The following is a 24,975-nucleotide window of genomic DNA, read 5'->3' on the forward strand; positions in this document are numbered from 1 at the left end:
CCGGCTGATCGGGCCGGCAACCCGGGTTTGGAGCGTGGGCGTCGTCGTACCCTTCGAAGACAAGCATCCCGACAGGAATGCGAACATCGAGAAGCTCGTCTCTCTTGTGTCCTCGGACATGGAGCGGGTCAATGCGATGATCCTGTCGCGGACCGGCTCGGAAGTCACCATGATCCCTGAGGTGGCGACCCATCTGATCTCGTCCGGGGGCAAGCGCCTTCGTCCCATGCTGACTCTCGCGACGGCCGGTTTGACCGGCTACGAGGGAGACGGCCACGTGAAGCTCGCCGCCAGCGTCGAGTTCATGCACACCGCCACCCTCCTCCACGACGACGTGGTCGACGAAAGCGACATGCGCCGCGGCAAGATCGCCGCCCGCATCAAGTGGGGCAACGAGGCGAGCGTTCTGGTCGGCGACTTCCTGCTCGGCCAGGCCTTCCGCATGATGGTGGAAGTCGGGTCGCTGCGCGCCCTCGACATCCTGTCCGCCGCCGCCACCGTGATCGCGGAGGGCGAGGTCATGCAGCTCGCCGCCGCCAAGAACACGGAAACGACGGAGGACGAGTACCTGGCGGTGATTCGCGGCAAGACGGCGGAGCTCTTCGCCGCAGCCTGCGAAGTCGGGCCGGTCATCGCCAATCGGCCGAAAGCCGAGCAGGCGGCCTGCCGCTCCTACGGGATGAACCTCGGGATCGCCTTCCAGCTCGTGGACGATGCCCTCGATTACGGCGGCAAGGCCGCGACCCTCGGCAAGAATGTCGGCGATGATTTCCGCGAGGGCAAGATCACGCTTCCGGTGGTGCTGTCCTTCCGGCGCGGCACCGACGAGGAGCGGGCCTTCTGGCGGAAAGCTCTCGAAAAGGGCCAAACCGACGACGCCGAGCTCGAGCAGGCAATCGCGATCATGCGCCGCCATCGGGCACTGGAGGACACGGTGGAGCGCGCGCGTCATTACGGGGCGATGGCCCGCGATGCGCTGGCGCTTTTCCCCAACGGACCGATGAAGCAGGCCCTCCTCGACGCTGTCGATTTCTGCATTGCGCGGGCGTACTGAGGCGTGAAAACAGGCCGGGGCCGTTCTCCAGTCAGAACGGTTCCACCGTCTCCGTCACGCCTTGCAGGTCTTTTTCCTTCGTTTTGGCCGCCTCTTTCAAGACAATGCAGCCCTGAGAGGTCAGTTGGAAGGTCATTGCCGTACTGACAAGCTTTCGGAGAACAATTTACCCTCAAAGATCGTTCTTTTAAAAGAACATTTCCGTTGACACGGACAGCTGCCCTGGGGCATGTTCGATCCGCTGATGGATGGGTGCATTCCGGCCATCGGCCGCGGTGATTTGAGACGAGCAGCTTGCGCCGCGTCATCAAACGCTAAAGCGCCACGAGCGTTGTCCCGCCTCGTGGTTCACAGGATCGATGTGCCATGACGCGTCTTCATTCCATGCCAGCTTGCCCGCCGGAGTTTTCATCCGTCACGGCTTGGCGCTGTCGACGCTTCACGGCCTGATCTTTCGTCATCCCCTGAACCACATGCCCGGCTCTCTGGCAGCCGAGGCTATCCCTTGTCTTGAAAGGTTGAAGTCATGTCCGAATTCACCCGTCGCACTCTCTTGTCCAGCGCCTTGGCCCTGGGCGTCGCCCTCGGCGTCGCAGCTCCCGTCCTCGCGGCCGAGCAGACGATCAAGGTCGGCGTCATGTCCGGCGCCGAGGAAGAGGTGGCACAGGTCGTCAAGAAGGTCGCGGCGACCAAGGGGCTTAACGTCCAGCTGGTGCCCTTCTCGGATTACGCCCTCGTCAACGAGGCCCTGGCCCGCGGCGACCTCGATGCCAACGCCTTCCAGCACAAGCCCTACCTCGAAGCGCAGATCGCCGCCCGCGGCTACAAGATCGTGCCGGTGGGCTTCACGTTCGTGCAGCCGATCGGGCTCTATTCCAAGAAGGTGAAGGCCGTTGCCGATCTGCCGAAGGGCGCCAAGATCGGCATCCCGAACGATCCGAGCAATGGCGGCCGGGCGCTCAATCTGCTGGCCGCCCAGGGGCTGATCAAGCTGAAGGACGGCAAGGGTCTGTCGCCGACTCTGCTCGACATCGCGGACAATCCGAAGAACCTCGCGATCAGCGAACTGGACGCCGCCCAGCTGCCCCGCGCCCTTCCGGATCTCGACGCGGCTGTGATCAATACCGACCACGCGCTGAATGGCGGCCTCGACATCCGCAAGGATACGATTGCCGTCGAGACCCGGGAAGGCAATCCTTACGCGAACTTCGTCGCGGCCCGCCAGGGCGATGAAAACCGCCCGGAGATCAAGACCTTCGTGGCTTCCTACCAGTCTCAGGATGTCGCAGCTTTCCTCGATACCCGGTTCAAGGGCGCGATCATCCCGGCTTGGTAAGCCGCCATTCCGTCATCTTAAGAACGGCCGGCAAGCTCCGGCCGTTTTCTCATGTTCACCGCAGGGCTGTTGCCTCTACCCACCAGACTGGCTGCTGACGCCTGATGAGAGCCCTCGCCTCTTCCGCTCGTGAGCGATCATCGAACAAACCGAATGTGGTCGCGCCGGAGCCTGACATTCGGGCGAGATGGCAGCCGGGCATGGCGGCGAGCAGGGCCAGCGCATCCCCGATCGAGGGTTGAAGCCGCCTGGCAGGCTCCTCGAGATCATTGCGGGCGGCTTTCAGGCCCCGCAGCAGCGCAGTCCCGGATGCGAGATCGAGCGCCGGGTGCGGGTCCTGCCCAACGGACTGTCCCGGAGCCAACCCGAGCTCCTTGAAGATCGCCGGAGTCTCGACCGGGACCCGTGGGTTGACGAGCACCGCAAAGATCGGCGGGAGCCGGAGCCGAGGTCCCAGGACCTCCCCTGCGCCGCGCATCATGCGCGCCTGCGGCTCGAGACAGACCGGCACATCCGCCCCGGTCAGGCGCGCTGCCTCCCGGACAGAGGGGTGGGACAGAGGCAGGCGATTGAGGCGGGCCAGCAGCCGCAGGGCCGCCGCCGCGTCCGATGATCCCCCTCCGATTCCGGCGGCGACCGGGAGACGCTTCGTGAGCCGGAACATCCCGAGGCGCAGGCCTTCGACCCGCTCCGCCAGAAGGCGCGAGGCCTTCAAAACCAAGTTGTCCGGCCCCGCACCGGCGAGAGCGGCTGTCGGACCGGTTGTTTCGAGGCCGAGCGTCTCGCTCGGCTCGAGACGCAGGTCGTCCCCGGTCCCGGCGAAGGCCACGAGACTTTCCAAGTCATGGTAGCCGTCATCGCGCCGCCCCAGGACATGAAGGGTCAGGTTGATCTTGGCGGGCGCACGGGTCGCGAGGGATTGCGGCATGGGCGTTCCATGCCCGAGGGACTTCCGAATGAAAAGACCACAAACGAAAATGGCCGGGTTTGAACCCGGCCATCGTGACTTGGACACGACTTGGACGTGACTTAGACGTGACTTGGAGCGGGCGCGACTAGCCCCCGCCTTCCTTCGGTGGCGTCGCGGACGGAACGGTCTCCTCCGCCGGCGCGGCGGCGGGGGTCACCGTCGGCTCGGCCGCGGCGGTCTCGTCCAGGCCATTGTCGATCTTCTTGAGGATCTTCACGAGATCCTCCTGCTCGGGATTGGAATCCTTGGCATGGTTCCACTGGAACTTGGCTTCCAGCTTGCGGCCCGTCTTCCAGTACGCGTCGCCCAGGTGATCGTTGATCACCGGGTCGCCCGCCTTGAGATCCACGGCCTTCTCCAGCTCCCGCACGGCATCGTCATACCGACCCATGCGGTAATAGGCCCAGCCGAGGCTGTCGATGATCATACCGTCCCGGGGCGCGAGCTCGACCGCGCGGGTCAGCATCTTGAAGGCTTCGTCGATGTTCTCGTTCCGGTCGACCCAGGAATAGGCGAGGTAGTTGAACACCTGGGCCTTACCTTGCGGCAGGGTATCCGGCACAAGCTCCATCGCCTTTTTCAGGTCGGCCTCGGCCTTGTCCCATTGCTTGGCCCGCTCGTACGAGGTGCCGCGATAAAAGAACAAGATCCAGTGGCCGCGCTCCGGCGTCCCGACGAGCTTGATGGCCTTGTCGTAGGTCTCCGCCGCTTCGGCGAACTGCTTGCGCGAACGCTGCACGTTTCCGAGCGCCATGACGACCTCGACGTCCTCCGGATGCTTCTCCATGAGGGACTTGAGGTAGCTTTCCGCCTCGGCGCTGCGGCCGAGAAGCTCGTAGTTCTGCCCGATGGCGATATCGGCGCCCGTGCGGACGGGAGCGTCCTTCGGGACACGGGTGAAGATCTCGTTGGCCTGATCGTATTGTTTCAGGCGCTCGTACACATCGCCGAGGGTGACGAGGGCGAGCGCATGCTTCGGATCGAGGTCGAGGCCGAGGCGCAGATAGATGATGGCCGTCAGCTCGTCGCCCTGGCTGTTCCCGACGACACCGAGCCCATAAAGAAGCTCTGCGGCTCCCTCCTGGGCCGTCGTAACGGTCGGGCCGAGGGGCTTGTTCTCCTTGAGAGCCGCCATCGCGGCCCGGACAGCGGGATGGCGCGGCACCGCGTCGTCGAAGGACTTGTAGAGCGCCAGGGCCTCGTCACGGCGGCCGCGCTTGGCCAGGAAGCGGGCATAGGCATCCACCACCTGAAGGGTGTTGCGCTCACCCTCATAGGCGGCCTTGAAGCGCTTCTCGGCCTCGGCGGGATTGCCCGTGACATCGGCGATCAGAGCGGCGTGGTATTCCCGAAACTGATTGAAGGCCCGCTCGCTCTTGAGCTTGTCGACGGTCGCCAGGGCTTGCTTGGCATCCTTGGCGCCCGCATAGGCCCAGGCCGTCAGAAGGGTGCCGGTCAGGTCCGGACCCCGACCCTTGACGTTCAGCTTGGCCCGGGCGTCCGCGTATTTCTTGGCTTTGAGCGATCGCACCGCCAGCGCAAACCGGGCGAGATTGTTCGACCCGTCGCGCGATGCCAGACGCTCCGCCGTCTCGTAAGCTTCCGGCATGGAGCCATTGGCCAGGAATGCCACGAACGCCCGTTCGACGAGCTCCTGATTCCGGGGATCTTCCTGAATGGCCTCGCGGAAGAAGGTGGTGGCGGCCGCCGTGTCATGGGTCGAGCCGGCCACATAGGCGGCCAGGAAGTTGCCCTCGAGGCTCAGGGCCGGCTGCAACGTCTCGTTCGGATCCGTATTTGCCGCGAAGGCCGGCGCCACCAGGAGGCTGGCAGCTGCAAACACAAGCACAGGCAGGCCTTTGCGGGCCGGGAACAAATTAAAGGTCGGCACTCAGTGCTGCTCCAATCATCGCGCATCCGGGGAGAACGTCCCCTGAGGAATGTGCGCCAAATCAGGCCGGAGAATGGCGTCTCCCATCGCCTGCGGCAAGGGGGACATTGCCGCTGGTCGAGGCCTCGTGAAGATTTGAAACGAGGCGAAAGGTCTTCTTCGACCTCAGGAAGGCTTCCGGCGACGCGGGACCGGGAGGTCCCGCCTTCCGTCGAACCGGCCGGAGTGCCTCTTACATGTTCACGTAGTTCGGTCCGCCGCCGCCCTCCGGGGTGACCCAGTTGATGTTCTGGTTGGGGTCCTTGATGTCGCAGGTCTTGCAGTGGACGCAGTTCTGGGCGTTGATCTGGTAGCGAGCCCCACCCTCCCCTTCGATCCACTCGTAAACCCCGGCCGGACAGTAACGCTGCGAGGGACCACCGTAGACGTCGTGCTCGGACGCCTTCTGCAGGCCCATGTCCTTGACCTGGAGGTGAACCGGCTGATCCTCCTCATGGTTGGTGTTCGACAGGAAGACCGAGGACAGCCGGTCGAAGGTGAGGACACCGTCCGGCCTGTCGTATTTGATCAGCTTCACCTGGGAGAGCGGCAGGAGGCTCTCGTGATCCGGCTTGCCGTGTTTCATGGTGCCGAAGGGCGAGCGGCCGAAGATTTCGGTCATCCACATGTCCAAGCCGCCGAGCGCCACGCCCGCCATCGTGCCATAGCGCGACCAGAGGGGCTTCACGTTGCGCACGCGCTTGAGGTCGTAGCCGATGGGCGACGCACGCCAAGCTTCCTCATAGGACGAGACCTCGTCATGGGCGCGGCCCGCCTGAAGAGCGTCGAACACGTGATCGGCGCAGAGCATGCCCGACAGCACGGCGTTGTGGCTGCCCTTGATGCGCGGCACGTTCACGAAGCCCGCGGAATCGCCGACGAGGCAGCCGCCCGGGAAGCTCAGGCGCGGCACGGATTGCCACCCCCCTTCCATGATCGCCCGCGCCCCGTATCCGATGCGCTTTGCGCCTTCGAACACGTCACGGACCATCGGGTGAGTCTTGAAGCGCTGGAATTCTTCAAACGGAGAAAGGGTCGGGTTCTTGTAGTTGAGGTGCACCACGAAGCCGACGGACACGAGATGGTCGTCGAAATGGTAGAGCCAGGAGCCGCCGCCGGCATTGTTCGGCAGCGGCCAGCCCATGGAATGGCGCACGAGGCCCGGCTGGAACTTGTCCGGCTTGACCTGCCAGAGTTCCTTGATGCCGAGCCCGTATTTCTGATGGTCCCGGCCCTGGTTGAGACCGTAGCGGTCGACCATCTGCTTGGTGAGGGAGCCCCGCGCTCCCTCGGCAAAGATCGTATACTTCGCCCGCAGCTCCATGCCGCGGGTGAAGTTGGCGTTGGGTTCGCCGTTCCGGCCGATTCCCATGTCGCCGGTGGCGACGCCCACCACCCGGCCGTCCTCGACCAGAACTTCCGCCGCCGGGAAGCCCGGATAGATCTCGACGCCCAGCTCCTCCGCCTTGCGGCCGAGATAGCGGGCGACATTGCCGAGCGACCCGACGAAATTGCCGTGATTGTTCATCAGCTTCGGCATGAAGACGTTCGGCAGCCTGATGCCGCCCGCATGGCCGAGATACATGAACTCGTCGGCCGTCACCTCGGTCTTGAGGGGCCGGTCCGGGTCATCTCGCCACTCGGGAAGCAGTGCGTCGAGGCCGCTGGGATCGATCACCGCGCCGGACAGGATATGGGCTCCGACTTCGGATCCCTTCTCGACAACCACGACGGAAACTTCGGCGCCCTTCTCGGCGGCATCCTGCTTGAGCCGGATGGCGGCGGCGAGACCCGCAGGACCGGCGCCGACGATCACGACGTCGAATTCCATCGATTCACGGGCGGGCAGATCGGCCATGGACTTCCTCCTGATACGCAGTTCTCGCGCCGAGATAGTTTACATATGAACAATGTGTGGGTTTTCTCAAGCCCACATCATGCCGGCAGCGCTTCCTACCTTTGTTGCGCCGATGCTGGAAGGCATTGTTGAGGTTTGCAACATTTTGCTGAAAAACACTTGCTCCCAAATTTGGGAACACGTATGGATGACGCATGCTGGTGATCGGATTGTCGAGACTGGAATCGTACTGGACCCAACATCCTCAAGCGGAGGTCACGCTGAGGGCTCTTCACGCGCTTCTTGCGGCTGCCGAGTGGGTGCAGGCGGACGACTTGCTGCGGCAATGGTCGGGGATCGCGCGCCATGAAGGAGAGAGCTTCCGCATCGCGCTGGATCCGGAAGGCTGCGAAGTCTGGCTCCAGGTCAATTTCCCTCTCGGAATTGCTCAGATCCAGGCTGTTCATACCAAGTCCCTCCAAGGAGCCCCCGCCGATGAGCGTGAGCGTGAAACCCATTCGAACCCAGGCGGATTACGAGCAAGCCCTGCGTGAGGTCGCAACGCTCATGTCGGCGGCGCAAGGATCGCAGGACGAGGAGCGGCTTGAAGTTCTGGCTGCCCTGGTGGCCGCCTATGAGGCAAGACAGGGCCGCCCGGCACCGGCCGATCCGATCGACGTGCTTCAGCTGGCTCTTCGGGCACAGGGCAAGGGCCAGAAGGACATGGCCGAGGTACTGGGCTCTCGCTCCCGCGCCTCCGAAGTTCTGAGCCGCAAGCGCCGCCTTTCGGCGGACATGATCGAGAAGCTTTCCACGGCCTTCTCGATTCCCGCCCACCTCCTGGCGGCTCCCTATGAGGCGGCGGCTGGACGGTTGCGGCGCATTCTCGTCGGCGGCGCGACCACGGCCGCCCTTCTTGTCGCAATGGGCGGAGCCGGACTCGGTATTCTCTTCTGGTCCTATGGACAGGACCTTCCGGAAGCGGCCTCGCTGGCCGGTTATCAGCCGCCGTCCGTTGCTCGGACGGATGCCTCCGGCCATCTTGTGGAACGGCGTAGTTTCGTGCCCCTCTCGGATATTCCGTCCCATGTGGTGAAGGCGTTTCTGGCGGCCGAGGACCAGGATTTTTACGATCACAGCGGCGTCAGCGCTCGGGCGGTTCTGCGGGCCGCGGCCCAGAACCTCATGGCCCTCGGGGACAATCCGGCGGGAGGCAGCACGATCAGCCAACAGGTGGCCAAGAACGTCCTGTTGCCGGGACAGCCGCGATCGGTCGAGCGCAAGATCAAGGAGATCATCCTGGCCCGCAGGATCGAACGGAACCTGACCAAGGATCAGATCCTCGAGATCTACCTGAACCAGATCTATTTCGGCGGCAGCGCCTATGGCATCGCGGCGGCGGCCGAGGCCTATTTCAGCAAGCCCGTCGCAAGCCTGACGCTCGCGGAAGCCGCTTATCTGGCGGCTCTGCCGAAGGCCCCGAACAACTACCGGCTCGATCTGGCGGCAAATCGCGAACGGGCCAAGGACCGTCGCGACTGGGTTCTCGCCCGCATGGCGGATGACGGGTTGATCACCACGTCGGCGGCGTATCTGGCGGCCGGCGAGCCTCTGGTGCAGGCGAACTGAACCGGCGATAGCCGCGTCGGCGGCTTTGGGATAAACTCGGCAAAGGCGGACGCCCGGTCCGCCTTTCGCGCTTGACAGGTGGTTTCCATGCCGGCCGACGCTTTCACGCTCTTCGAAACCGCGATCGGCACCTGCGGCATCGCCTGGGGCGAAACGGGCATTGCCGGCCTGCACCTGCCGGAAGCCGACGTGTCGCGCAGCCGCAGCCGCCTCGCACGGCGTTTTCCGGATGCGGTGGAGGCCGAGCCGCCCGAAGCGGTCCGGTCCGTGATCGCCGACATCGTTGCCCTGCTCGAAGGAGAGCCGCGCGACCTCTCCACCGCCCTGCTCGACATGGACGGCGTGCCGGATCTGCACCGCCGCGTCTATGAGATCGCCCGCACGATTCCGCCCGGCAGGATCCTGACCTATGGGGAGATCGCGGCGCGGATCGGCATGGCCGACGCCCGCCCCATCGGCCAGGCTCTCGGACGCAACCCTTTCGCCATTATCGTTCCCTGTCACCGAGTCGTCGGAGCGGACGGCAAGCTCGGGGGCTTTTCCGCGATCGGCGGGACCGCCACGAAGCGCCGCCTCCTCGACATCGAAGGCGCCAGGCGGACCGACGAGCCGACTCTTTTCGATTGGGCATCGTGATGCGGCCCGTCGAGTTGTCCACAGCCTTCCGGATGCTTACATAAGTCTCATGTCGGACATGCCCCCCGATCGCGAGGCCCTGCAGGCGCTTCTCGACTTTCACGTCGAGGCGGGGGTGGATCTTGCGCTCGACGAGACCCCCCATAACCGTTTCGCCGAGCAGCCTCCGCCCACGGCGCCCGAGCGCTCGCTGCCTGCTGAACCGAGAACGGAAGCGCCGCGCCAGCCCTCCGCGCCGGCGACGCCCGCGCGACCGCTTCCCAAGGCCGCAGCCGGAACGCCGGAGGATGCGGCCCATCTCGCCCGCGAGCTTGCCCACAGCGCCCAATCCCTGGAAGAGCTGGAGGGGCTGCTCGCCGCTTTCGAGGGGTGCTCCCTCAAGTTCAGCGCCAAGAACCTCGCCTTCGCGGACGGCAATCCGCAGGGGCGCGTGATGCTGGTGGGCGAAGCTCCGGGGGCCGACGAGGACCGCATCGGCAAGCCCTTCATGGGTCGGTCGGGGCAATTGCTCGATCGCATGCTCGCGGCGGTCGGGCTCGACCGCACGCAGGTCTATGTAGCCAACATCGTGCCCTGGCGGCCTCCGGGCAACCGTACGCCGACCCCGCAGGAAGTCGCCATCTGCAAGCCGTTCATTGCCCGGCAGATCGAACTCGCGGGTCCCGAATTCCTGCTTTGCCTCGGCGGCCCGGCCGCGCAGAACCTCCTCGACATCAAGGACGGGATCCTGCGCACCCGTGGGCGCTGGTTCACCTACAAGGCCGGGGATGGCCGCGAGATAAAGGCCCTGGCGACGCTGCATCCGGCCTATCTGTTGCGTCAGCCGCTCCAGAAGCGGCTCGGCTGGCGAGACTTTCAGGCGCTGCGACGGGCCCTCGACGGAAAGGATTAGGGCGGGTCTTTCCGAGAAAGCGGGAACCTGTCACTACGCTCCAGCTTTAACGCTCGAACGAGGCGCTCAACGCCTCCTGAAGGTGGACCATGCGCTGGGATGATTTTCGAACCTCATCGAATGTGGAAGATCGCCGTGGTATTCCGGGTGGTGCCGGCGGCCTCGGGATCGGCACGATCGTCGTGCTCGGCCTTCTCGGCTGGGCCCTCGGGATCGATCCGCGCATCCTGATCAGCGGCGCCGAGATGATGTCGGGCGGCGGTGGCGGCTATCAGCAGCAGCAGGGCAAGCAGGGCACCCCGCAGGATGAGATGGGCCGGTTCGCCTCGGCCATTCTCGGCAATACGGAGGACGTCTGGTCCACCGTTCTGCCGCAGCAGGCCAACCGCCAGTACAAGCCGCCGAAGATGGTGCTGTTCTCAGGCTCCACCCGCTCGGGCTGCGGGGCCGCGCAATCGGCCATGGGGCCGTTCTACTGCCCGGTCGATCAGACGGTCTATATCGACCTGTCGTTCTTCCAGGAAATGCAGCGCCGGTTCAAGGCCGGAGGCGACTTCGCCTATGCCTACGTGATCGCCCACGAGGTCGGCCACCACGTCGAGAACCAGCTCGATATTCTGCCGCGCGTTCAGGCCCGCCAGCAGGAAGTCAGCGCCACCGAGCGCAACCAGTTGTCGGTCCGCGTGGAGCTGATGGCCGATTGCCTCGCAGGCGTTTGGGCGCGCCACTCCAATGAGCGCTGGAACTCCCTCGAGCAGGGCGACATCGAGGAAGCCATCGCCGCTGCGCAGGCCATCGGCGATGATCGCCTGCAGCAGCAGGGCCAGGGTCGCGTCGTGCCGGATTCCTTCACCCATGGCTCCTCCGAGCAGCGCGTGCGGTGGCTGACCACGGGCCTGAAGACCGGGCAGGTCCAGGCCTGCGATACGTTCCGGGCAAGTAAGCTTTAGAAGCTGGCCGGCCTGCTCCGCCCTGAAATGACGGCTTGCATGCTTGCCCTGGATCGTGTCTCGCAAGAGCGCTAGATCAGGGCAAACGCGAGAAGTTCCACATGCCCGGAATCGACCAGACCCTTCCCTTCGTCCCCCTCACCATTGCGGTCCTGACCGTCTCCGACACGCGCTCTCCGGCGGACGACAAGTCGGGCAACACCCTGGTTGAACGGCTGACGCAAGCCGGGCACCGGCTCGGCGACCGCGCGATCGTGCCGGATGATGCGGACGCCATCCGCGCGAAAGTGCAGGGCTGGAGCAGTGATGCCGCCATCGACGTGATCATCACCACCGGCGGCACCGGATTCACGGGCCGGGACGTGACGCCGGAAGCCATCGAGCCGCTTTTCGACAAGCGCATGGACGGGTTTTCGGCGATCTTCCATCGCATCAGCTTCGACAAGATCGGCACCTCGACGATCCAGTCCCGCGCGACGGCGGGACTGATCGGAACGACCTTCGTGTTCGTTCTGCCGGGCTCCCCGGGCGCGTGCAAGGACGCATGGGACGGCATTCTCTCAACCCAGCTGGATTACCGTTACCGGCCGTGCAATTTCGTCGAGATCATGCCCCGCCTCGACGAGCACCTGAAGCGAGGCAAGCTTCAGGCCTGAGGCGGCTCAGCCGAAGACGGGATCGCGCGCAATGGCCGCCGGAAGGCGCACCGGCGCCCCCACCCGCGCGCCATCGAGAAGGATCCGGCGGTGAACCAGATCGCCGGCGCGTGGCCCCCGACGTCGCAGGAGGGTTTTCATGGCGTCGATCAGGGCGTGAATTCCATGCCCGTGCCGGCGCAGGCGGCCGAGACCGGCCCGGTGACCGCCAAGCCCCACAAAGCGCTCCAGCACCCTGATCCACCCTTCCTGGGGGATATCGCCGTCATCGAGGAGGAGCAGCCATTCGTGCCGGGCAACCTTCGCGCCGTCAGCCCAGGAGCTTGAGACGGTCAGGGTTGCGCCGGACGCATCGGCGACACGGTCAACCGCGTCATCCTGTTTGTCCGTCAAGATGACGGCATCGGCCACGAGGCCCGCGGCAACCGCCGGAACCAGCGCGCTCAAGGTGACGGCCAGGGCTTCGGGCCCGCGCCGGGCGCGTATGAGAACAGTGATCATGGGGACAGCATAACGTTTTCCTCATCCCTCGTCGCCTGCCGTGCGCCCCGAAGAAGACTTGATTTCGTTCCATTTTTGTTCTCTGTTCACGAGACGTTCTTGCCGTCGGATTCGCTCGAGGCCACCATGTCCATCCGCTTCAGGGAAGCACCCCGCGATCCTGTTCTGTCACGTCCCGCCGCCCGTTCGCCGATCGAGGCCGCCGAAGCCGCCCGTCGCCGGATGGACGATCCCGATTACCGGGTGGATTCCGACAGGCGCCGTGGCCGGGGTGCGTCCGCCAATCCCACAGGACGCTACGAGCCGACGGCGCGGGAAGGCTTCAACGACGGCTGGGACCTGGAAGAGGAGCTGCCGCCCCTTCCGACCGAGGTGATCGTCGAGAAGCCCCGGACGATCATCACGAAGAACGATTCGCCCGACATCGGCTACGACCGCTCCATCAACCCCTATCGGGGATGCGAGCATGGCTGCTCCTATTGCTTCGCGCGGCCGACCCATGCGTTCCAGGGGTTGTCCTCCGGCCTTGATTTCGAGACGAAGATCTTCGCCAAGCCGAATGCTGCCGACCTCCTGGAGAAGGAACTGCGGGCGCCGTCCTACGAGCCGAAGGTGATCGCTCTCGGATCGAACACCGATCCCTACCAGCCCGTGGAGCGGCGCTTTCGCATCACCCGCGGCATCCTGGAGGTTCTGGACCGGGCGAATCACCCCGTCGGCATCGTGACGAAATCAGCCCTCGTCACCCGCGACATCGATATCCTGAGCCGCATGGCCGACAGGCAGCTGGCCAGGGTGGCGATCTCCATCACGACTCTCGACCCCAAGCTCGCCCGCCGCATGGAGCCCCGCGCAGCCTCGCCGGCCAAGCGGCTCGAAACCGTCCGCAAGCTCACGGATGCGGGAATTCCCGTCACGGTCCTCGTGGCTCCCATCATTCCGGCCATCAACGATCATGAGATCGAGGACATCCTGAAGGCGGCCCGCATGGCCGGCGCGGAGGAAGCCGGCTACGTGCTTCTGCGCCTGCCGCACGACCTGAAGGACCTGATGCGGGACTGGCTCGTCGAGCATTATCCGGACAAGCTCAATCACGTCTTTTCGCTGCTGCAGGAAGCCCGGGGCGGAAAGGATTACGATGCCCATTGGGGCGTGCGGCAAACCGGGGTCGGTCCCTATGCGTGGATGATCGGCCGGCGCTTTGAAACGACGGCCGAAAGACTGGGCCTGAACAAGCGTTCCTGGAAGCTGCGCACGGACCTGTTCACGCCGCCCGCGAAGGAAACCGGGCAACTGTCCCTGTTCTGATGTCTTCCGGGGAAGACTTCTTTCAGGTGAAGGGGCGCGAGCATCGACTGCGTCACCGGCTACCTGGAAAAGACATGCGGATCCCGCTTTGATGGCGCCTATGACGACAGCGATTCGCCCCCGTCGAAAACATGACATCGGCCTTGCGCGGGAGCTTTCCGCCCGCGCGGAGGGCTTTCGCTGCATCGCCGGCCTCGATGAGGTCGGGCGCGGTCCTCTGGCGGGGCCCGTGGTGGCTGCTGCCGTGGTGCTGGATCTGGAGAACGTGCCGGAGGGCCTGGCCGATTCGAAAGCCCTGACGGCCCAGAAGCGCGAGAACCTGTTCCCGGACATTCTCAGGACGGCGCGTGTCGGGATCGCATCCGTGTCCCATGCGGAGATCGACAGCATCAATATTCGCCAAGCGTCGCTTCTCGCCATGTGCCGGGCCCTGTCGGCCCTCCCCTGCAAGCCCGACATGGCCCTCGTCGATGGCAACGATCCCCCGGATCTTCCCTGTTCGGTCGAGGTCATCGTCAAAGGTGATTCGCAGATCGCCTCCATCGCCGCGGCGTCGATCGTCGCCAAGGTCGTGCGGGACCGGATGATGGCGCAGCTGGGAAACCATTATCCTGCTTACGGTTTCGCGACGAATGCCGGCTACAGCACGAAGACTCATCTCTCCGTGCTGGCGAACGAGGGTCCCTGCCCGTTCCATCGCCTCAGTTTCGCGCCTCTGCGGCAAGGGTTACTGGATCTGTAACCGACCTTAATGCCCGTTAACGAAAAAACCCAACATTTTCAATGAGTAGGCAGAATTTGCCGACCTAAAATAGGACGATTTTTTTCGCGCTTGGAAACTTCGTCTTTACCCTAACGGCGCATGATCCGGACTGTCAGTTGCGTAAACGGTGATCACCCATGGGTACCTCGCGTACCGGGGCCGCCGGCGCCGCCACCCGGATTAATGTCTCGCGTACCGGGCGGGCTGCGCCGGCGCCTCGGATGGGGCGTAAAGCCTCCCTATCCGTCCTGCCGTCTCTTCCCCTCAACGAAATTCTTCTCGGTGATTGCATCGCCAATCTGGAGAAGCTTCCCTCGGAGAGCGTGGACGTCGTCTTCGCGGACCCGCCCTACAATCTTCAGCTCGAGCAGGCGCTCACGCGCCCGGATCACAGCATCGTCGACGCCGTCGACGATGATTGGGACAAGTTTTCGAGCTTTTCCGAATATGACGCCTTCACCCGCGCCTGGCTCGCCGGCGTGCGGCGCGTCATGAAGAAGAACGCGACCCTGTGGGTCATCGGCTCCTACCACAACATCTTCCGGGTGGGCGCTGCTCTGCAGGACCTGGACTTCTGGCTTCTCAACGACATCGTTTGGCGTAAGGCCAACCCGATGCCGAACTTCAAGGGCCGGCGCTTCACCAACGCGCACGAGACCATGATCTGGGCCTCGAAGAGCGCCGAGGCGAAGAGCTATACCTTCCATTACGATGCGCTGAAGGCCGGCAACGAAGACGTCCAGATGCGGTCGGACTGGTTCATTCCGCTCTGCACAGGGGAGGAACGGCTGAAAGGCGAGGACGGCCGCAAGGTTCATCCGACCCAGAAGCCCGAAGCGCTTCTCGCCCGGGTCCTCCTGTCTTCTTCCAATCCCGGCGATGTGGTGCTCGATCCCTTCTTCGGGACCGGCACGACCGGCGCGGTCGCGAAAAAACTCGGACGTCACTTCATCGGCCTCGAGCGCGACCCCGTTTATGCCAAGGCGGCGCGGGCACGCATCGACGCCGTCGAAGCCTTGTCGGATGTCGCCATCGCGGCTCCCCCTGAGAAACGCGCCGAGGTTCGCGTGCCGTTCCTTGCACTGATCGAAGGCGGCCATGTGAAGGCCGGCGAAACCCTGGTCGATGAACGGCGGCGCTACAAGGCCGTCGTGCGGGCGGACGGAACGCTGGCGCTCGGTGCGATCATTGGATCGATCCACAAGATCGGCGCGCTCGTGCAAGGCCTGCCCGCCTGCAACGGCTGGACATTCTGGAACATCGAGCGCAAGGGCAAGCTCGTCTCGATCGACGATTTTCGCTCGAAAATACGGGCCGAACTCGCAGCCTGATCTAAGTTCTCCCTTACCGACCCAAGCCCTCGGCGCTCATGCCGAGGGCTTCCTGCTTGACGGAGACGTGGGATGAAGATCGCGGTGCTGTCGGACATTCACGGCAACGTCCTTGCGCTTGACGCGGTGCTGGAGGATCTCGATCGGCGCAAGCCGGACCGCATCGTCAATCTCGGCGACTGCGTATCGGGACCGCTCTGGCCGCAGGAAACCATGGAGCGGCTCGACCGGCTCGAAGCCGTGACGATCCGCGGCAATCACGAGCGCCAGCTCGCGACCCTCCCGCCAGATGCCATGGGAGCGTCCGACCGTTTCGCCTATAATGTCCTTCACGCAGAGCAAATCAAACGGCTGGGAGATCTGCCGAAAACGGCCTGGATCGCTCCAGGCATCCTTGCGGTTCATGGAACGCCCCATGACGACAACACATTTCTGATCGATGCCGTCGCGGGCGGCTGCCTCGTGCGCGGTCCGACAGCGTCCATCGCAAAGAACCTTGAAAGCGTCTCGGCGCAGATCGTCCTGTGCGGACATAGCCACCGTCCCGATCTGGTGCGTCTGCCGAACGGCACCCTCGTGCTGAATCCGGGAAGCGTCGGTTGCCCGGCCATCGACGTATCGATCGATCCCCTGGTCGTCACCGAATCGGGAACGCCGCACGCCCGCTATGCGATGGTCCATGTCCAGCCGAATGGCGCCATCGCGGTGGACCTCATCGCCGTCTCCTACGCGCACGACGAAGCGGCGGCCCGCGCAGACGCCAATGGCCGTCCGGACTGGTCCTATGGGCTCCGAACGGGATTGATGAAGGCGCAATCCTGAAACCGGCCGCACCTCGCACTGGGAATGCCCCTTCATGGATGAAGACGGGCCGCGCAAACCTGTCGGGCTGTGCCCCGCAAGGGGACACGCAAAGATGCCGGGCTTGAACATCCAACCGGATATGTGCCCCTATGCGCGACCGTCACAACGGCTTTAATCTCGTTTCATGGCTCCTTCTTCTATCGACACACCCGGGGATCCCCAGACCGAACCGTCCTGGGACGACCTCAAGATCTTCCTGGCTGTGGTGGCTCATGGATCGATGAACGGAGCCGCGCGGGCCCTCGGTCAAAGCCAGCCGACCATCGCCCGGCGAACCCGCACGCTCGAGGAATGCCTTGGCGTGGAGCTGTTCCAACGAGGCCCGAACAGCCTCATTCTGACGGAAGCCGGCCGGGCCGTGCTCGAAGCCGCGGCGCCCATGGCCGAAGCCGCCGGCTCCGTTCCGAAACTCGCCGCGGCCTACCGGCCCGATCCTTCGGCCCCGGTCAGGCTCACGGCAACCATGTCGGTGACCCTTTTTCTGTCCCATCACGCGGCGAACCTCGCTCATGCGACCGCCCCTGTCGAAATCGCCTACCTGCCGATGCGCCGGAGGGCGGATCTTGCAGCCGGTGAAGCGGATATCGCCCTACGGATGCGGCGCATGCCGGAAGGGGATGACCTGATCGTGCGCAAGATCGGCCGGATCGCCTTCGCGGTTTATGCGAGTTCGCCCGATGTCGCGGCTGTGATCGTGCCGCCGGAGGATCCGCACCTCTCCACCCAGGCGGCGCTGATTGCCCGGTTCGCCAAGGGACGCCCCATCGCGGCGCGGATCGGCGATGTGCCGATCCGCTATCAGGCGACAAAGGCGGGCCTCGGCGCGGCGGTCCTCCCGTGCTGGATGGGCGACGCCGATCCTGGACTCGTCCGGGTCCTCGATCCCCCCGAGGACATGATCGAGGATATCTATCTCGTCACCCATCCCCGGAGCCGCAACCGGACGAGCATCGCCAAAGTGTCGGCCGCGCTGGCCGATCTCTTCAAGCACGAGCGAAAGGCTTTGCTCGGCGCCCTTCAGGAGCGGTGAAGCACATGGCCCGATGCGCTTGACGAGACGCCTGGAAGGAATGAGGCGACTGCGCACGAAGAGCCGCTTCCGTCAGTGCCCCTTAAATCGGCGCGCATCGATCACCTCGCCGCTGCCGCCGCTTTCGAGACTGTAAACATAGGCTTTCGCGACCTCCGCCGCGGGCATGCCGCCCATCGGATCTCGCCCCATCGCCGCCAGGGTTTCGCTGATCCATGGCGGGCTCACCACATTCACCCTGATGTTGCGCGGCTTCTCGAGGGCGGCAGCACGCCCGAAGCCCTCGATCGCCGCATTCACGAGGCTGACGGCCGCGCTTCCAGGCATGGGTTCGCCGGCCAATACACCGCTGGTCAGCGTGAACGATCCGCCCTCGTTGATGAAGCGCTCTCCGATGCGCACGAGATTCACCTGTCCCATGAGTTTGTTCGTCAGGCTGAGCTGAAAATCCTCATTGGTCAGATCCGTCAGCGGCTTGAACGCGGCACGGCCGGTCGTGCTGATCACCGCGTCGAAAGAACCGAGGGTGTTGAAAAGCTGCTCGATCGACGTTTGCGATGCTATGTCGACCCGGTGCTCGCCTTTGCTGTGCGAGACACGCACGACCTCGTGACTTCCCGAGAGGACATCCACGACGGCTTTTCCGATCGTTCCCGTCGCCCCGATGATGATCACCCGCATCTCGGTCTCCTCCCGCAGCGTTTCAGCTGAGAGGGATATAGGGCACGCAAACCGCGAGAGATGTTTTGGGGAAAGTCATCTCTCCTGCCGAAGATCAGGAAGACGACGAGCCCTTTCGAGGGGCAGCGCGCTTCTTGACGGGAGCTTCTTTTGCCGGAGCAGGCAGCTCGCCCAAGGCATGGGCGATCACCTTTTTCATGACGCCCGGCAGCGCCTCCTCATGAAGGTCGCGCCGCAAGGTCCAACGCATGTCCTCCGGCGCGGGCGTGCCTTTCGGGACCTTGGCGAACAGAATCGTCAGTTCCAGCGGGAAATGAGTGAAGACGTGCCGCACAACGCCGGGCAGGCGCTGCCAGCGTGCATCGAGGGGAGCGTCGAGGACGGCCCGGGACGGCTCGTAATCAGGCTCCCAGATGCTTGTGGGCGCCTCGGCCATGCCCCCGAGAAGGCCCTGCGGCGGGCGCGTTCGCAACAGGATGCTGTCGTCGGCCCGCAGCACCACGAAGGCAGCCCCACGCCGCAACTGGCCGGCTTCCTTCTTGATCTTTCGCGGGAAGGTTTCCTGCAGGCCCTCGGCCCTCGCCCGACAGGGCGTCATCCAAGGACAAAGCGCGCAGGCGGGACGCCTCGGCGTGCAGATGGTTGCACCGAGATCCATCAGCGCCTGCGCGAAGTCTCCCGGACGATCGGCCGGTACAAGATCCTGCGTAAGCGTGCGGATCAACGGCTTTGCCTTCGGGAGAGGGTCTTCCACCATGAAGAGACGGGACACGACCCGCTCCACATTACCGTCGACCGCCGCTGCCGGCTGGTTGAAGGCAATGGCAGCAACCGCTGCTGCCGTATAGGCACCGACACCCGGCAGCTTCAGAAGCTCGGCCTCCGTTCCCGGGAAGAGGCCGCCATGCTTCTCCACGACGGCCTTCGCACAGGCGTGGAGATTTCGGGCACGGGAGTAATAACCGAGACCGGCCCAGGCCTGCATGACCGCATCCACAGGAGCTTCCGCAAGGGCAGAAACAGTCGGGAATTTCTCCAGAAACCGTTGATAGAAGGGCCGAACCGCAACGACGGTCGTTTGCTGCAGCATGATCTCCGACAGCCAAACCCGGTAAGGATCCACCGCCTCGCCGGGCTTGGCGCGCCATGGCAGATCGCGCCGGTGACGATCGTACCAGGTGAGCAGGTCGGCGGGATCGGGCTTGGTGACACGCGAGGCGGGCGTTAACATGTCTCGTGGAATAACGGTCCTGATGGAATATTCCAACGCGGCTTTTAGATCGAAATCAACATGCGCCAACCGAGGCCCAGGCCCCGCCCCCTTGCCGACTTTCTCGACGCCTGCCTGGGTCCGAGCCTGGCGGCACAAGGCTTTGCCACGTCGGACGTGATCATCGCCTGGCCGGACATCGTGGGCGAGAAGCTGGCGGCCTTCACCCAGCCTCTCAAGATCGAATGGAAGCGCAAAGCCCCCCACGCGGACCCGGATGCCCGCCCGGACCCCGCAACCCTGGTGGTGCGGGTCGAGAGCGCCTTCGCCCTCGAAATGCAGCATCTCGCCCCCATCGTGATGGATCGGGTCAACACCTATTACGGCTGGCGCTGCATCGGAAAGCTCGTGCTCAAACAGGGCCCCGTGCGGCGAATCACCAAAGAACGGGCCGTTCCCCGACCGTTGAGCCAGGCGGACCGGGAGCGCCTGGCGGCGGCCATTCAACCCATCGAGGAGGAGCCGCTGCGAGCCGCCTTGGATCGTTTGGGCGAGGCCATCGTTGGTTCGAGCGGCGGAACACGCACGAAAGCGTGACGGAAGAGGCGCTTGTCAGGCGAACCAACTCCCTCTACCGCAGAATGAAATCTCTCACGGAGCTCCTTGCAGATGATCACCCGGCGTCAAACGCTTCAGCTTCTCGGCACAGCCGCCGCGGCGGCTTTCGTGGCCACGAGCCTGCCCGCCTTCGCGCAAAACGTCTCGGTCCAGGATCTGGCGGTCCAGGGACCCCTCGGGGACGTGGTCCTCGGCTCTGCGGACGCCAAGGTCACGATCGTCGAATACGCCTCGCTGACCTGCTCCCATTGCGGGCATTTTCACCAGGAAACTTGGCCGGAACTGAAGAAGCGCTACATCGACACCGGCAAAGTGCGCTTCACCTTGCGGGAATTCCCCCTCGATCCCCTGGCGACGGCCGGCTTCATGCTCGCCCGCTGCGACGGGAACGACAAATATTACCCGATCACCGATCTCCTGTTCGAGCAGCAGAAAAACTGGGCTTTCGTGGACAAGCCCCTCGACGCCCTGCGCCAGATCATGAAGCAGGCCGGTTTTTCACAGGAGAAATTCGACACTTGCTTGCGGGACCAGAAACTTTATGACGCGGTGAATGCGGTGAAGAACCGGGCTATTGAGCAGTTCAAGGTGGACTCGACCCCGACTTTCTTCATCAATGGCGAGCGTCACCCGGGAAGCCTGTCGATCGATGAGCTCGAGAAGATCATCAAGCCCTTGTTGGGGGCCTAAACTCTCTCACCCTGCCCCCGTGGGGCGGGACGGAAAGGCGCGTCCATGAAGCTGACGCGCCTTCGCATCGCCGGCTTCAAGACTTTCGTCGAGCCGATGGATTTCCTGATCGAGCCGGGCTTGACCGGCGTCGTCGGGCCAAACGGCTGCGGCAAATCGAACCTTGTCGAGGCCCTGCGCTGGGTCATGGGAGAAAACTCCCACAAGAACATGCGCGCCACGGGAATGGACGACGTCATCTTCTCCGGCTCCGGAGGCCGGCCGGCCCGCAATACGGCCGAGGTGATGCTCACCATCGACAACGCGGAGCGCACGGCTCCGGCCGCCTTCAACGACGCCGATCTGCTGGAGATTTCCCGCAAGATCGAGCGTGAGGAGGGCTCCACCTACCGAATCAACGGCAAGGAGGTGCGCGCCCGCGACGTGCAGATCCTCTTCGCGGACGCGGCCACGGGCGCGCGCTCGCCGGCGCTGGTGCGCCAGGGCCAGATCAGCGAAATCATCTCCGCCAAGCCACAGGCCCGGCGCCGCATCCTGGAAGACGCCGCCGGTATTGCCGGCCTCCATGCCCGCCGTCACGAGGCCGAGCTTCGCCTGAAGGCGGCGGAGGACAACCTGCTCCGCGTCGAGGACGTGATCCGGGAGCTTGAGACCCAGGTCGACAGCCTCAAGCGCCAGGGCCGCCAGGCGTCGCGCTACAAGAACCTGTCCGCCGAAATCCGCCGGCTCGAAGCTCTTCTTTACGCGATCGGATTTGCCGAGGCCCGAGAACAGGCCGCCGCCGCGGAGCAACAGGCGGCGGACAACCTCAAAGCCGTCGCCGACCGGACGGAGGAGCAGACAAGGACTGCGACCGCCCAGGCGATTGCGGCGCATGCGATCCCGCCGCTGCGGGAGGCCGAGGCCAAGGCCGCGGCGGCTCTCCAGCGGCTGACCCATGCGCGGAACGAGCTCGAGTCGGAGGAGCGGCGCTCGAAGGATCGGGTCACCGAGCTTGAGCGGCATATCGGCGACCTGAACCGCGATCTCGCGCGAGAGGCGGTCCAGCGGACCGATGCCGAGGCGACGATCGAGCGCCTGCGCGGGGAAGAAGCGGAACTGACCCTTACGACGGACGGGGCGGACGATGCCCGCGCCGAGAGCGAGGAACGCCTTCGACAGGCGGAAGCCGAACTTGCGGAAGCCGAAGCCTCCTTGGGAGCTCTTCAGGCCCAGACGTCGGACCTGAATGCCCGCCGGGCCGCTCTGGAGCGGACGATTCGCGAGGAGATGGAGCGGTCGGCGCGTTTCGCGGCGGAAAAGGAGCGGATCGAGCGCGACATCGCGGCTCTCGCGGCTCCGGCCGACGACGGCCCTGACATCGACACCCTGCGCGAGGAGACCGACCTCGCCGAGGAAATCGCGCAGAACGCCGAAGAATCGGTCATCGCTGCCCGTGAAACCCTCGCGGCCGCCCGGGAAGCCGAGCATCGGCTGCGCCAACCCTTGAACGAAGCGGAACGCAAGGCGCAGCGCCTCGAAACCGAGGCCCGCACGCTGGCGAAGCTGGTCACCTCGGCCACGGGCGATCTCTGGCCCCCCGCCCTCGACCAGATCACCGTTCAAAAGGGCTATGAAACCGCTCTCGGCGCCGCACTGGGCGACGATCTGGATGCATCCACCAACCCCACCGCTCCTGCCCACTGGGCGGAGACGGGGCTCGAGGACAACGACCCTTCCCTTCCCGAAGGCGTTCCTTCCCTCGCGGATCTGGCGCAAGCGCCGGCCGCCCTGCAGCGGCGTCTGCGCCAGATCGGCGTCGTCTCGAAGGCGGACGGGCTCCGGCTCCGGGGCTCGCTCAGGCCGGGCCAGCGTCTCGTTTCTCAGGAAGGCGATCTTTGGCGCTGGGACGGCTTCACCACCGCCGCGGAGGCGCCATCCCCGGCGGCCCGCCGCCTGGCGGAGAAGAATCGCCTTGGAGACTTGGAGCGGGAAGCCGCCGCCGCCCGCGAGGACGCCGAGCGCCTGCGCCACGAGGCGGAGGAGGCCTTGAATGCGGTCCGGGCCGCCGCATCGCACGAGATGCAGGCAATCGAGGCGGCCCGGCAGGCCCGACAGGCCCTCGATGCGTCCCGCAGCCGCCTGGCCCACGCCGAAAGGCGCGAGGCTGAGCTGGGTCAGCGGCGGTCGGCCCTGCAAGAAGGCCTTTCCCGCATTTCGGAGAGCGAGAACGAAGCCCGCGAGCGCGCCGGCGAGGCCGAGACTGCCCTCGAAGACCTTGCTCCGGCGCCGGACCTGGAAAACCGTCTGCTCGAGGAGCGGACCCTTGTGGCGGAGCGCCGGGCGGCGGCATCGGAAGCCCGGGCGGCCTTGCAATCCTTCGTCCACGAAGCGGAGCTGCGTCGGCGCCGTCAGGAAGCGATCGTCTCCGACATTCGCCTGTGGACCGAGCGGGCCGCCAGAGCCGCCAAGGCACTCGAAGACCTTGGCGAACGGCTGGAGCGGGCCCAGGACGAGCATCAACGGCTGCTGGAAGCGCCCGATACCTATCTCCTGCGCCGCCGTGCCCTGATGGCGGAAGTCGAGGAGGCCGAGGCCAAGCGCAAGGAGGCCGCCGACCGGCTCGCCGACGCGGAAACCCAGCTTGCGGAAACCGACCGGGCCGCCCGGGCCGCTCTGGAAGCCCTCGCGGCGGCCCGCGAAGCCCGCGCAGGCTCGCAGGCCCGCCATGAAGCAGCGATCCAGCGCCTCGCGGAAATTACCCGCGCCATCTCGGAGAATCTCGACACCACGCCCGCCGGGCTCATCGAGCTCGCCGGCCTGAGGGACGGGGTGGAGCTTCCGACCCAGAACGAGATCGAATCGAAGCTTCATTCCCTCAAAGGCGATCGGGAACGTCTGGGCGCCGTGAACCTGCGTGCCGAGGAGGAGCTGGCGGAGCTCGAAACGAAGCACGGCAGCATCGCGTCGGAACGGGACGACCTTGTCGAGGCGATCAAGCGCCTGCGCGGCGCGATCGGCAGCCTCAATCGGGAAGGACGGGAAAGACTTCTTGCCGCCTTCGACGTGGTGAACGCACACTTTCAGCGTCTCTTCACCACCCTTTTCGGTGGCGGCACCGCCGAGCTGACCCTTGTCGACTCGGATGATCCGCTGGAAGCCGGCCTGGAGATTCTGGCCCGGCCTCCCGGCAAAAAACCGCAGAGCATGACCCTGCTGTCCGGCGGTGAACAGGCCCTGACGGCGACGGCGCTGATCTTTGCCGTGTTCCTGACGAATCCCTCCCCGATCTGTGTTCTCGACGAGGTGGACGCGCCCTTGGACGACGCCAACGTGGAGCGCTATTGCGACCTTCTGGAAGAGATGGCGCGCAGCACCGAGACGCGGTTCGTGGTGATTACGCACAACCCGATCACCATGGCGCGGATGGACCGTCTGTTCGGCGTCACCATGGCTGAAAGGGGCGTCTCGCAGCTGGTTTCCGTCGACCTTCAAAGCGCCGAGCGCATCCTTGAGACGGCGTAAGGGTTTCAAGCTCAGCCATCATTCAGCCTCAGAATCGTGGGCGTTTTCACGCAAGGCTGTTGCTAACATAGAAAATAATTCGTTTTTACAAGGACTTAACTCTTTCCTGACGGTCCTTGACAGGGGGGACCCTCCCCCATATGTTTCGCGCGGCTTTCGGGGCCGGGATTCCAAGACCTTTCCCGCACCGCTTATCTCAGGAGAACGCCATGGCGGACCCTACGAAGCGGAATGGTGAAGACGGTCAGGAGCCGACCAGTTCCGACGATGCTAACCTGACAGCGAGACTGAAATCTCTCGATGCGCGGATCGATCAAGCGTCCGCACAGCGAACCAAGATGACAGAATCGCAGTCTCGATCGAAGTCCGATTCCAGCGCGCTCGGCCAAGCCTTCCGGCTTTCGGCGGAGTTCGTGTCAGGGGTCGTGGCGGGCGGGATTGTCGGGTGGATCGTCGATCATCTGTTCGGGATCTCTCCCTGGGGGCTCATCGTGTGCATCATTCTCGGCTTCTGTGCCGGGATGCTCAATCTTTTGCGAGCGGCGGGCCTCATGAAGGGTGCCCGGTATGATGAGAAGCGGTGAA

23 protein-coding genes are annotated in these 24,975 nt (G+C 64.7%); 17 read left to right on the forward strand and 6 right to left on the reverse strand.

Translation table 11 applies throughout. The annotated features are described in order from the left end of the window. The first annotated feature begins 34 nt into the window (after positions 1-34). A complete protein-coding gene (locus LJD17_RS07070) occupies positions 35-1,054 on the forward strand; it encodes a polyprenyl synthetase family protein (RefSeq protein ID WP_227383444.1) in 1,020 nt (339 codons plus the stop codon). A gap of 526 nt (positions 1,055-1,580) precedes the next feature. Next, complete coding sequence (locus tag LJD17_RS07075) at positions 1,581-2,390, forward strand: MetQ/NlpA family ABC transporter substrate-binding protein (RefSeq protein WP_227383445.1); 810 nt, start codon at positions 1,581-1,583, stop codon at positions 2,388-2,390. Positions 2,391-2,445: 55 nt separating this feature from the next. On the opposite strand, the gene LJD17_RS07080 is transcribed toward LJD17_RS07075, so the two are convergent. The 3 genes from LJD17_RS07080 to LJD17_RS07090 all read right to left on the reverse strand — a co-directional run bounded on the left by LJD17_RS07080 (position 2,446) and on the right by LJD17_RS07090 (position 7,148). Beyond that, positions 2,446-3,318 carry a 4-(cytidine 5'-diphospho)-2-C-methyl-D-erythritol kinase gene (locus tag LJD17_RS07080; protein WP_227383446.1) on the reverse strand — a complete coding sequence of 291 codons (873 nt, stop codon included), beginning with the start codon at positions 3,316-3,318 and terminating at the stop codon, positions 2,446-2,448. A 127-nt stretch (positions 3,319-3,445) separates the two neighbouring features. Then, positions 3,446-5,251 (reverse strand): tetratricopeptide repeat protein, encoded by a 1,806-nt coding sequence (locus LJD17_RS07085; RefSeq protein WP_406600768.1) that lies wholly within the window; start codon positions 5,249-5,251, stop codon positions 3,446-3,448. 232 nt (positions 5,252-5,483) lie between these two features. Continuing rightward, positions 5,484-7,148, reverse strand: coding sequence for an electron transfer flavoprotein-ubiquinone oxidoreductase (locus LJD17_RS07090; RefSeq protein ID WP_227383447.1), 1,665 nt, complete (start codon positions 7,146-7,148; stop codon positions 5,484-5,486). 194 nt (positions 7,149-7,342) lie between these two features. Between LJD17_RS07090 and LJD17_RS07095 the strand changes: the two genes are divergently transcribed. The 6 genes from LJD17_RS07095 (at position 7,343) to moaB (ending at position 11,890) form a co-directional block, all read left to right on the forward strand. Next, a complete protein-coding gene (locus LJD17_RS07095) occupies positions 7,343-7,681 on the forward strand; it encodes a hypothetical protein (protein WP_227383448.1) in 339 nt (112 codons plus the stop codon). After that, on the forward strand, positions 7,623-8,756 hold the full coding sequence (locus tag LJD17_RS07100; protein WP_227383449.1) for a transglycosylase domain-containing protein: 1,134 nt from the start codon (positions 7,623-7,625) through the stop codon (positions 8,754-8,756). The genes LJD17_RS07095 and LJD17_RS07100 overlap by 59 nt, the downstream gene beginning before the upstream one ends. Before the next feature lie 87 nt (positions 8,757-8,843). Beyond that, entirely contained in the window at positions 8,844-9,392 is a 549-nt protein-coding gene (locus LJD17_RS07105) for a methylated-DNA--[protein]-cysteine S-methyltransferase (RefSeq protein ID WP_227383450.1), read from the forward strand. Positions 9,393-9,441: 49 nt separating this feature from the next. Beyond that, positions 9,442-10,284, forward strand: coding sequence for a uracil-DNA glycosylase (locus LJD17_RS07110; RefSeq protein ID WP_227383451.1), 843 nt, complete (start codon positions 9,442-9,444; stop codon positions 10,282-10,284). A gap of 89 nt (positions 10,285-10,373) precedes the next feature. After that, positions 10,374-11,234 (forward strand): KPN_02809 family neutral zinc metallopeptidase, encoded by an 861-nt coding sequence (ypfJ, locus tag LJD17_RS07115; RefSeq protein ID WP_227383452.1) that lies wholly within the window; start codon positions 10,374-10,376, stop codon positions 11,232-11,234. Between the two features lie 101 nt (positions 11,235-11,335). Beyond that, positions 11,336-11,890, forward strand: coding sequence for a molybdenum cofactor biosynthesis protein B (gene moaB, locus LJD17_RS07120; protein ID WP_227383453.1), 555 nt, complete (start codon positions 11,336-11,338; stop codon positions 11,888-11,890). A 6-nt stretch (positions 11,891-11,896) separates the two neighbouring features. On the opposite strand, the gene LJD17_RS07125 is transcribed toward moaB, so the two are convergent. Further along, positions 11,897-12,391 carry a glycosyltransferase family 2 protein gene (locus tag LJD17_RS07125; RefSeq protein ID WP_227383454.1) on the reverse strand — a complete coding sequence of 165 codons (495 nt, stop codon included), beginning with the start codon at positions 12,389-12,391 and terminating at the stop codon, positions 11,897-11,899. Positions 12,392-12,517: 126 nt separating this feature from the next. On the opposite strand from LJD17_RS07125, the gene LJD17_RS07130 reads away from it, so the two are divergent. The 5 genes from LJD17_RS07130 to LJD17_RS07150 all read left to right on the forward strand — a co-directional run bounded on the left by LJD17_RS07130 (position 12,518) and on the right by LJD17_RS07150 (position 17,687). Further along, on the forward strand, positions 12,518-13,699 hold the full coding sequence (locus tag LJD17_RS07130; protein ID WP_406600777.1) for a PA0069 family radical SAM protein: 1,182 nt from the start codon (positions 12,518-12,520) through the stop codon (positions 13,697-13,699). Positions 13,700-13,799: 100 nt separating this feature from the next. Then, positions 13,800-14,441, forward strand: coding sequence for a ribonuclease HII (locus LJD17_RS07135; protein ID WP_227383455.1), 642 nt, complete (start codon positions 13,800-13,802; stop codon positions 14,439-14,441). Between the two features lie 158 nt (positions 14,442-14,599). Next, complete coding sequence (locus tag LJD17_RS07140) at positions 14,600-15,793, forward strand: site-specific DNA-methyltransferase (protein ID WP_319799682.1); 1,194 nt, start codon at positions 14,600-14,602, stop codon at positions 15,791-15,793. A gap of 72 nt (positions 15,794-15,865) precedes the next feature. Continuing rightward, a complete protein-coding gene (locus LJD17_RS07145) occupies positions 15,866-16,615 on the forward strand; it encodes a metallophosphoesterase family protein (protein ID WP_227383456.1) in 750 nt (249 codons plus the stop codon). Positions 16,616-16,781: 166 nt separating this feature from the next. Then, on the forward strand, positions 16,782-17,687 hold the full coding sequence (locus tag LJD17_RS07150) for a LysR family transcriptional regulator (protein WP_227383457.1): 906 nt from the start codon (positions 16,782-16,784) through the stop codon (positions 17,685-17,687). A 72-nt stretch (positions 17,688-17,759) separates the two neighbouring features. On the opposite strand, the gene LJD17_RS07155 is transcribed toward LJD17_RS07150, so the two are convergent. Next, positions 17,760-18,368 carry a short chain dehydrogenase gene (locus LJD17_RS07155; protein WP_227383458.1) on the reverse strand — a complete coding sequence of 203 codons (609 nt, stop codon included), beginning with the start codon at positions 18,366-18,368 and terminating at the stop codon, positions 17,760-17,762. Positions 18,369-18,462: 94 nt separating this feature from the next. Continuing rightward, positions 18,463-19,599: an A/G-specific adenine glycosylase gene (gene mutY / locus LJD17_RS07160; RefSeq protein WP_227383459.1), complete on the reverse strand. Its 1,137-nt coding sequence runs from the start codon at positions 19,597-19,599 to the stop codon at positions 18,463-18,465. Between the two features lie 60 nt (positions 19,600-19,659). Here mutY and LJD17_RS07165 point away from each other — a divergent pair, with 60 nt between their 5' ends. From LJD17_RS07165 to LJD17_RS07180, 4 genes are all read left to right on the forward strand, one after another. Further along, the gene (locus LJD17_RS07165; protein WP_227383460.1) at positions 19,660-20,175 is read left to right on the forward strand and encodes a DUF721 domain-containing protein; all 516 of its coding nucleotides are present in this window, start codon (positions 19,660-19,662) and stop codon (positions 20,173-20,175) included. 72 nt (positions 20,176-20,247) lie between these two features. Beyond that, positions 20,248-20,886 (forward strand): DsbA family protein, encoded by a 639-nt coding sequence (locus LJD17_RS07170; RefSeq protein ID WP_227383461.1) that lies wholly within the window; start codon positions 20,248-20,250, stop codon positions 20,884-20,886. Positions 20,887-20,931: 45 nt separating this feature from the next. Further along, a complete protein-coding gene (smc, locus tag LJD17_RS07175; protein ID WP_227383462.1) occupies positions 20,932-24,390 on the forward strand; it encodes a chromosome segregation protein SMC in 3,459 nt (1,152 codons plus the stop codon). Between the two features lie 209 nt (positions 24,391-24,599). Then, positions 24,600-24,974, forward strand: a complete 375-nt coding sequence (locus LJD17_RS07180) for an AtpZ/AtpI family protein (protein ID WP_227383463.1) — start codon at positions 24,600-24,602, stop codon at positions 24,972-24,974. The last annotated feature ends 1 nt before the right edge of the window (position 24,975 follow it).

The organism is Microvirga rosea (assembly GCF_020595095.1).
Taxonomy (GTDB): domain Bacteria; phylum Pseudomonadota; class Alphaproteobacteria; order Rhizobiales; family Beijerinckiaceae; genus Microvirga; species Microvirga rosea.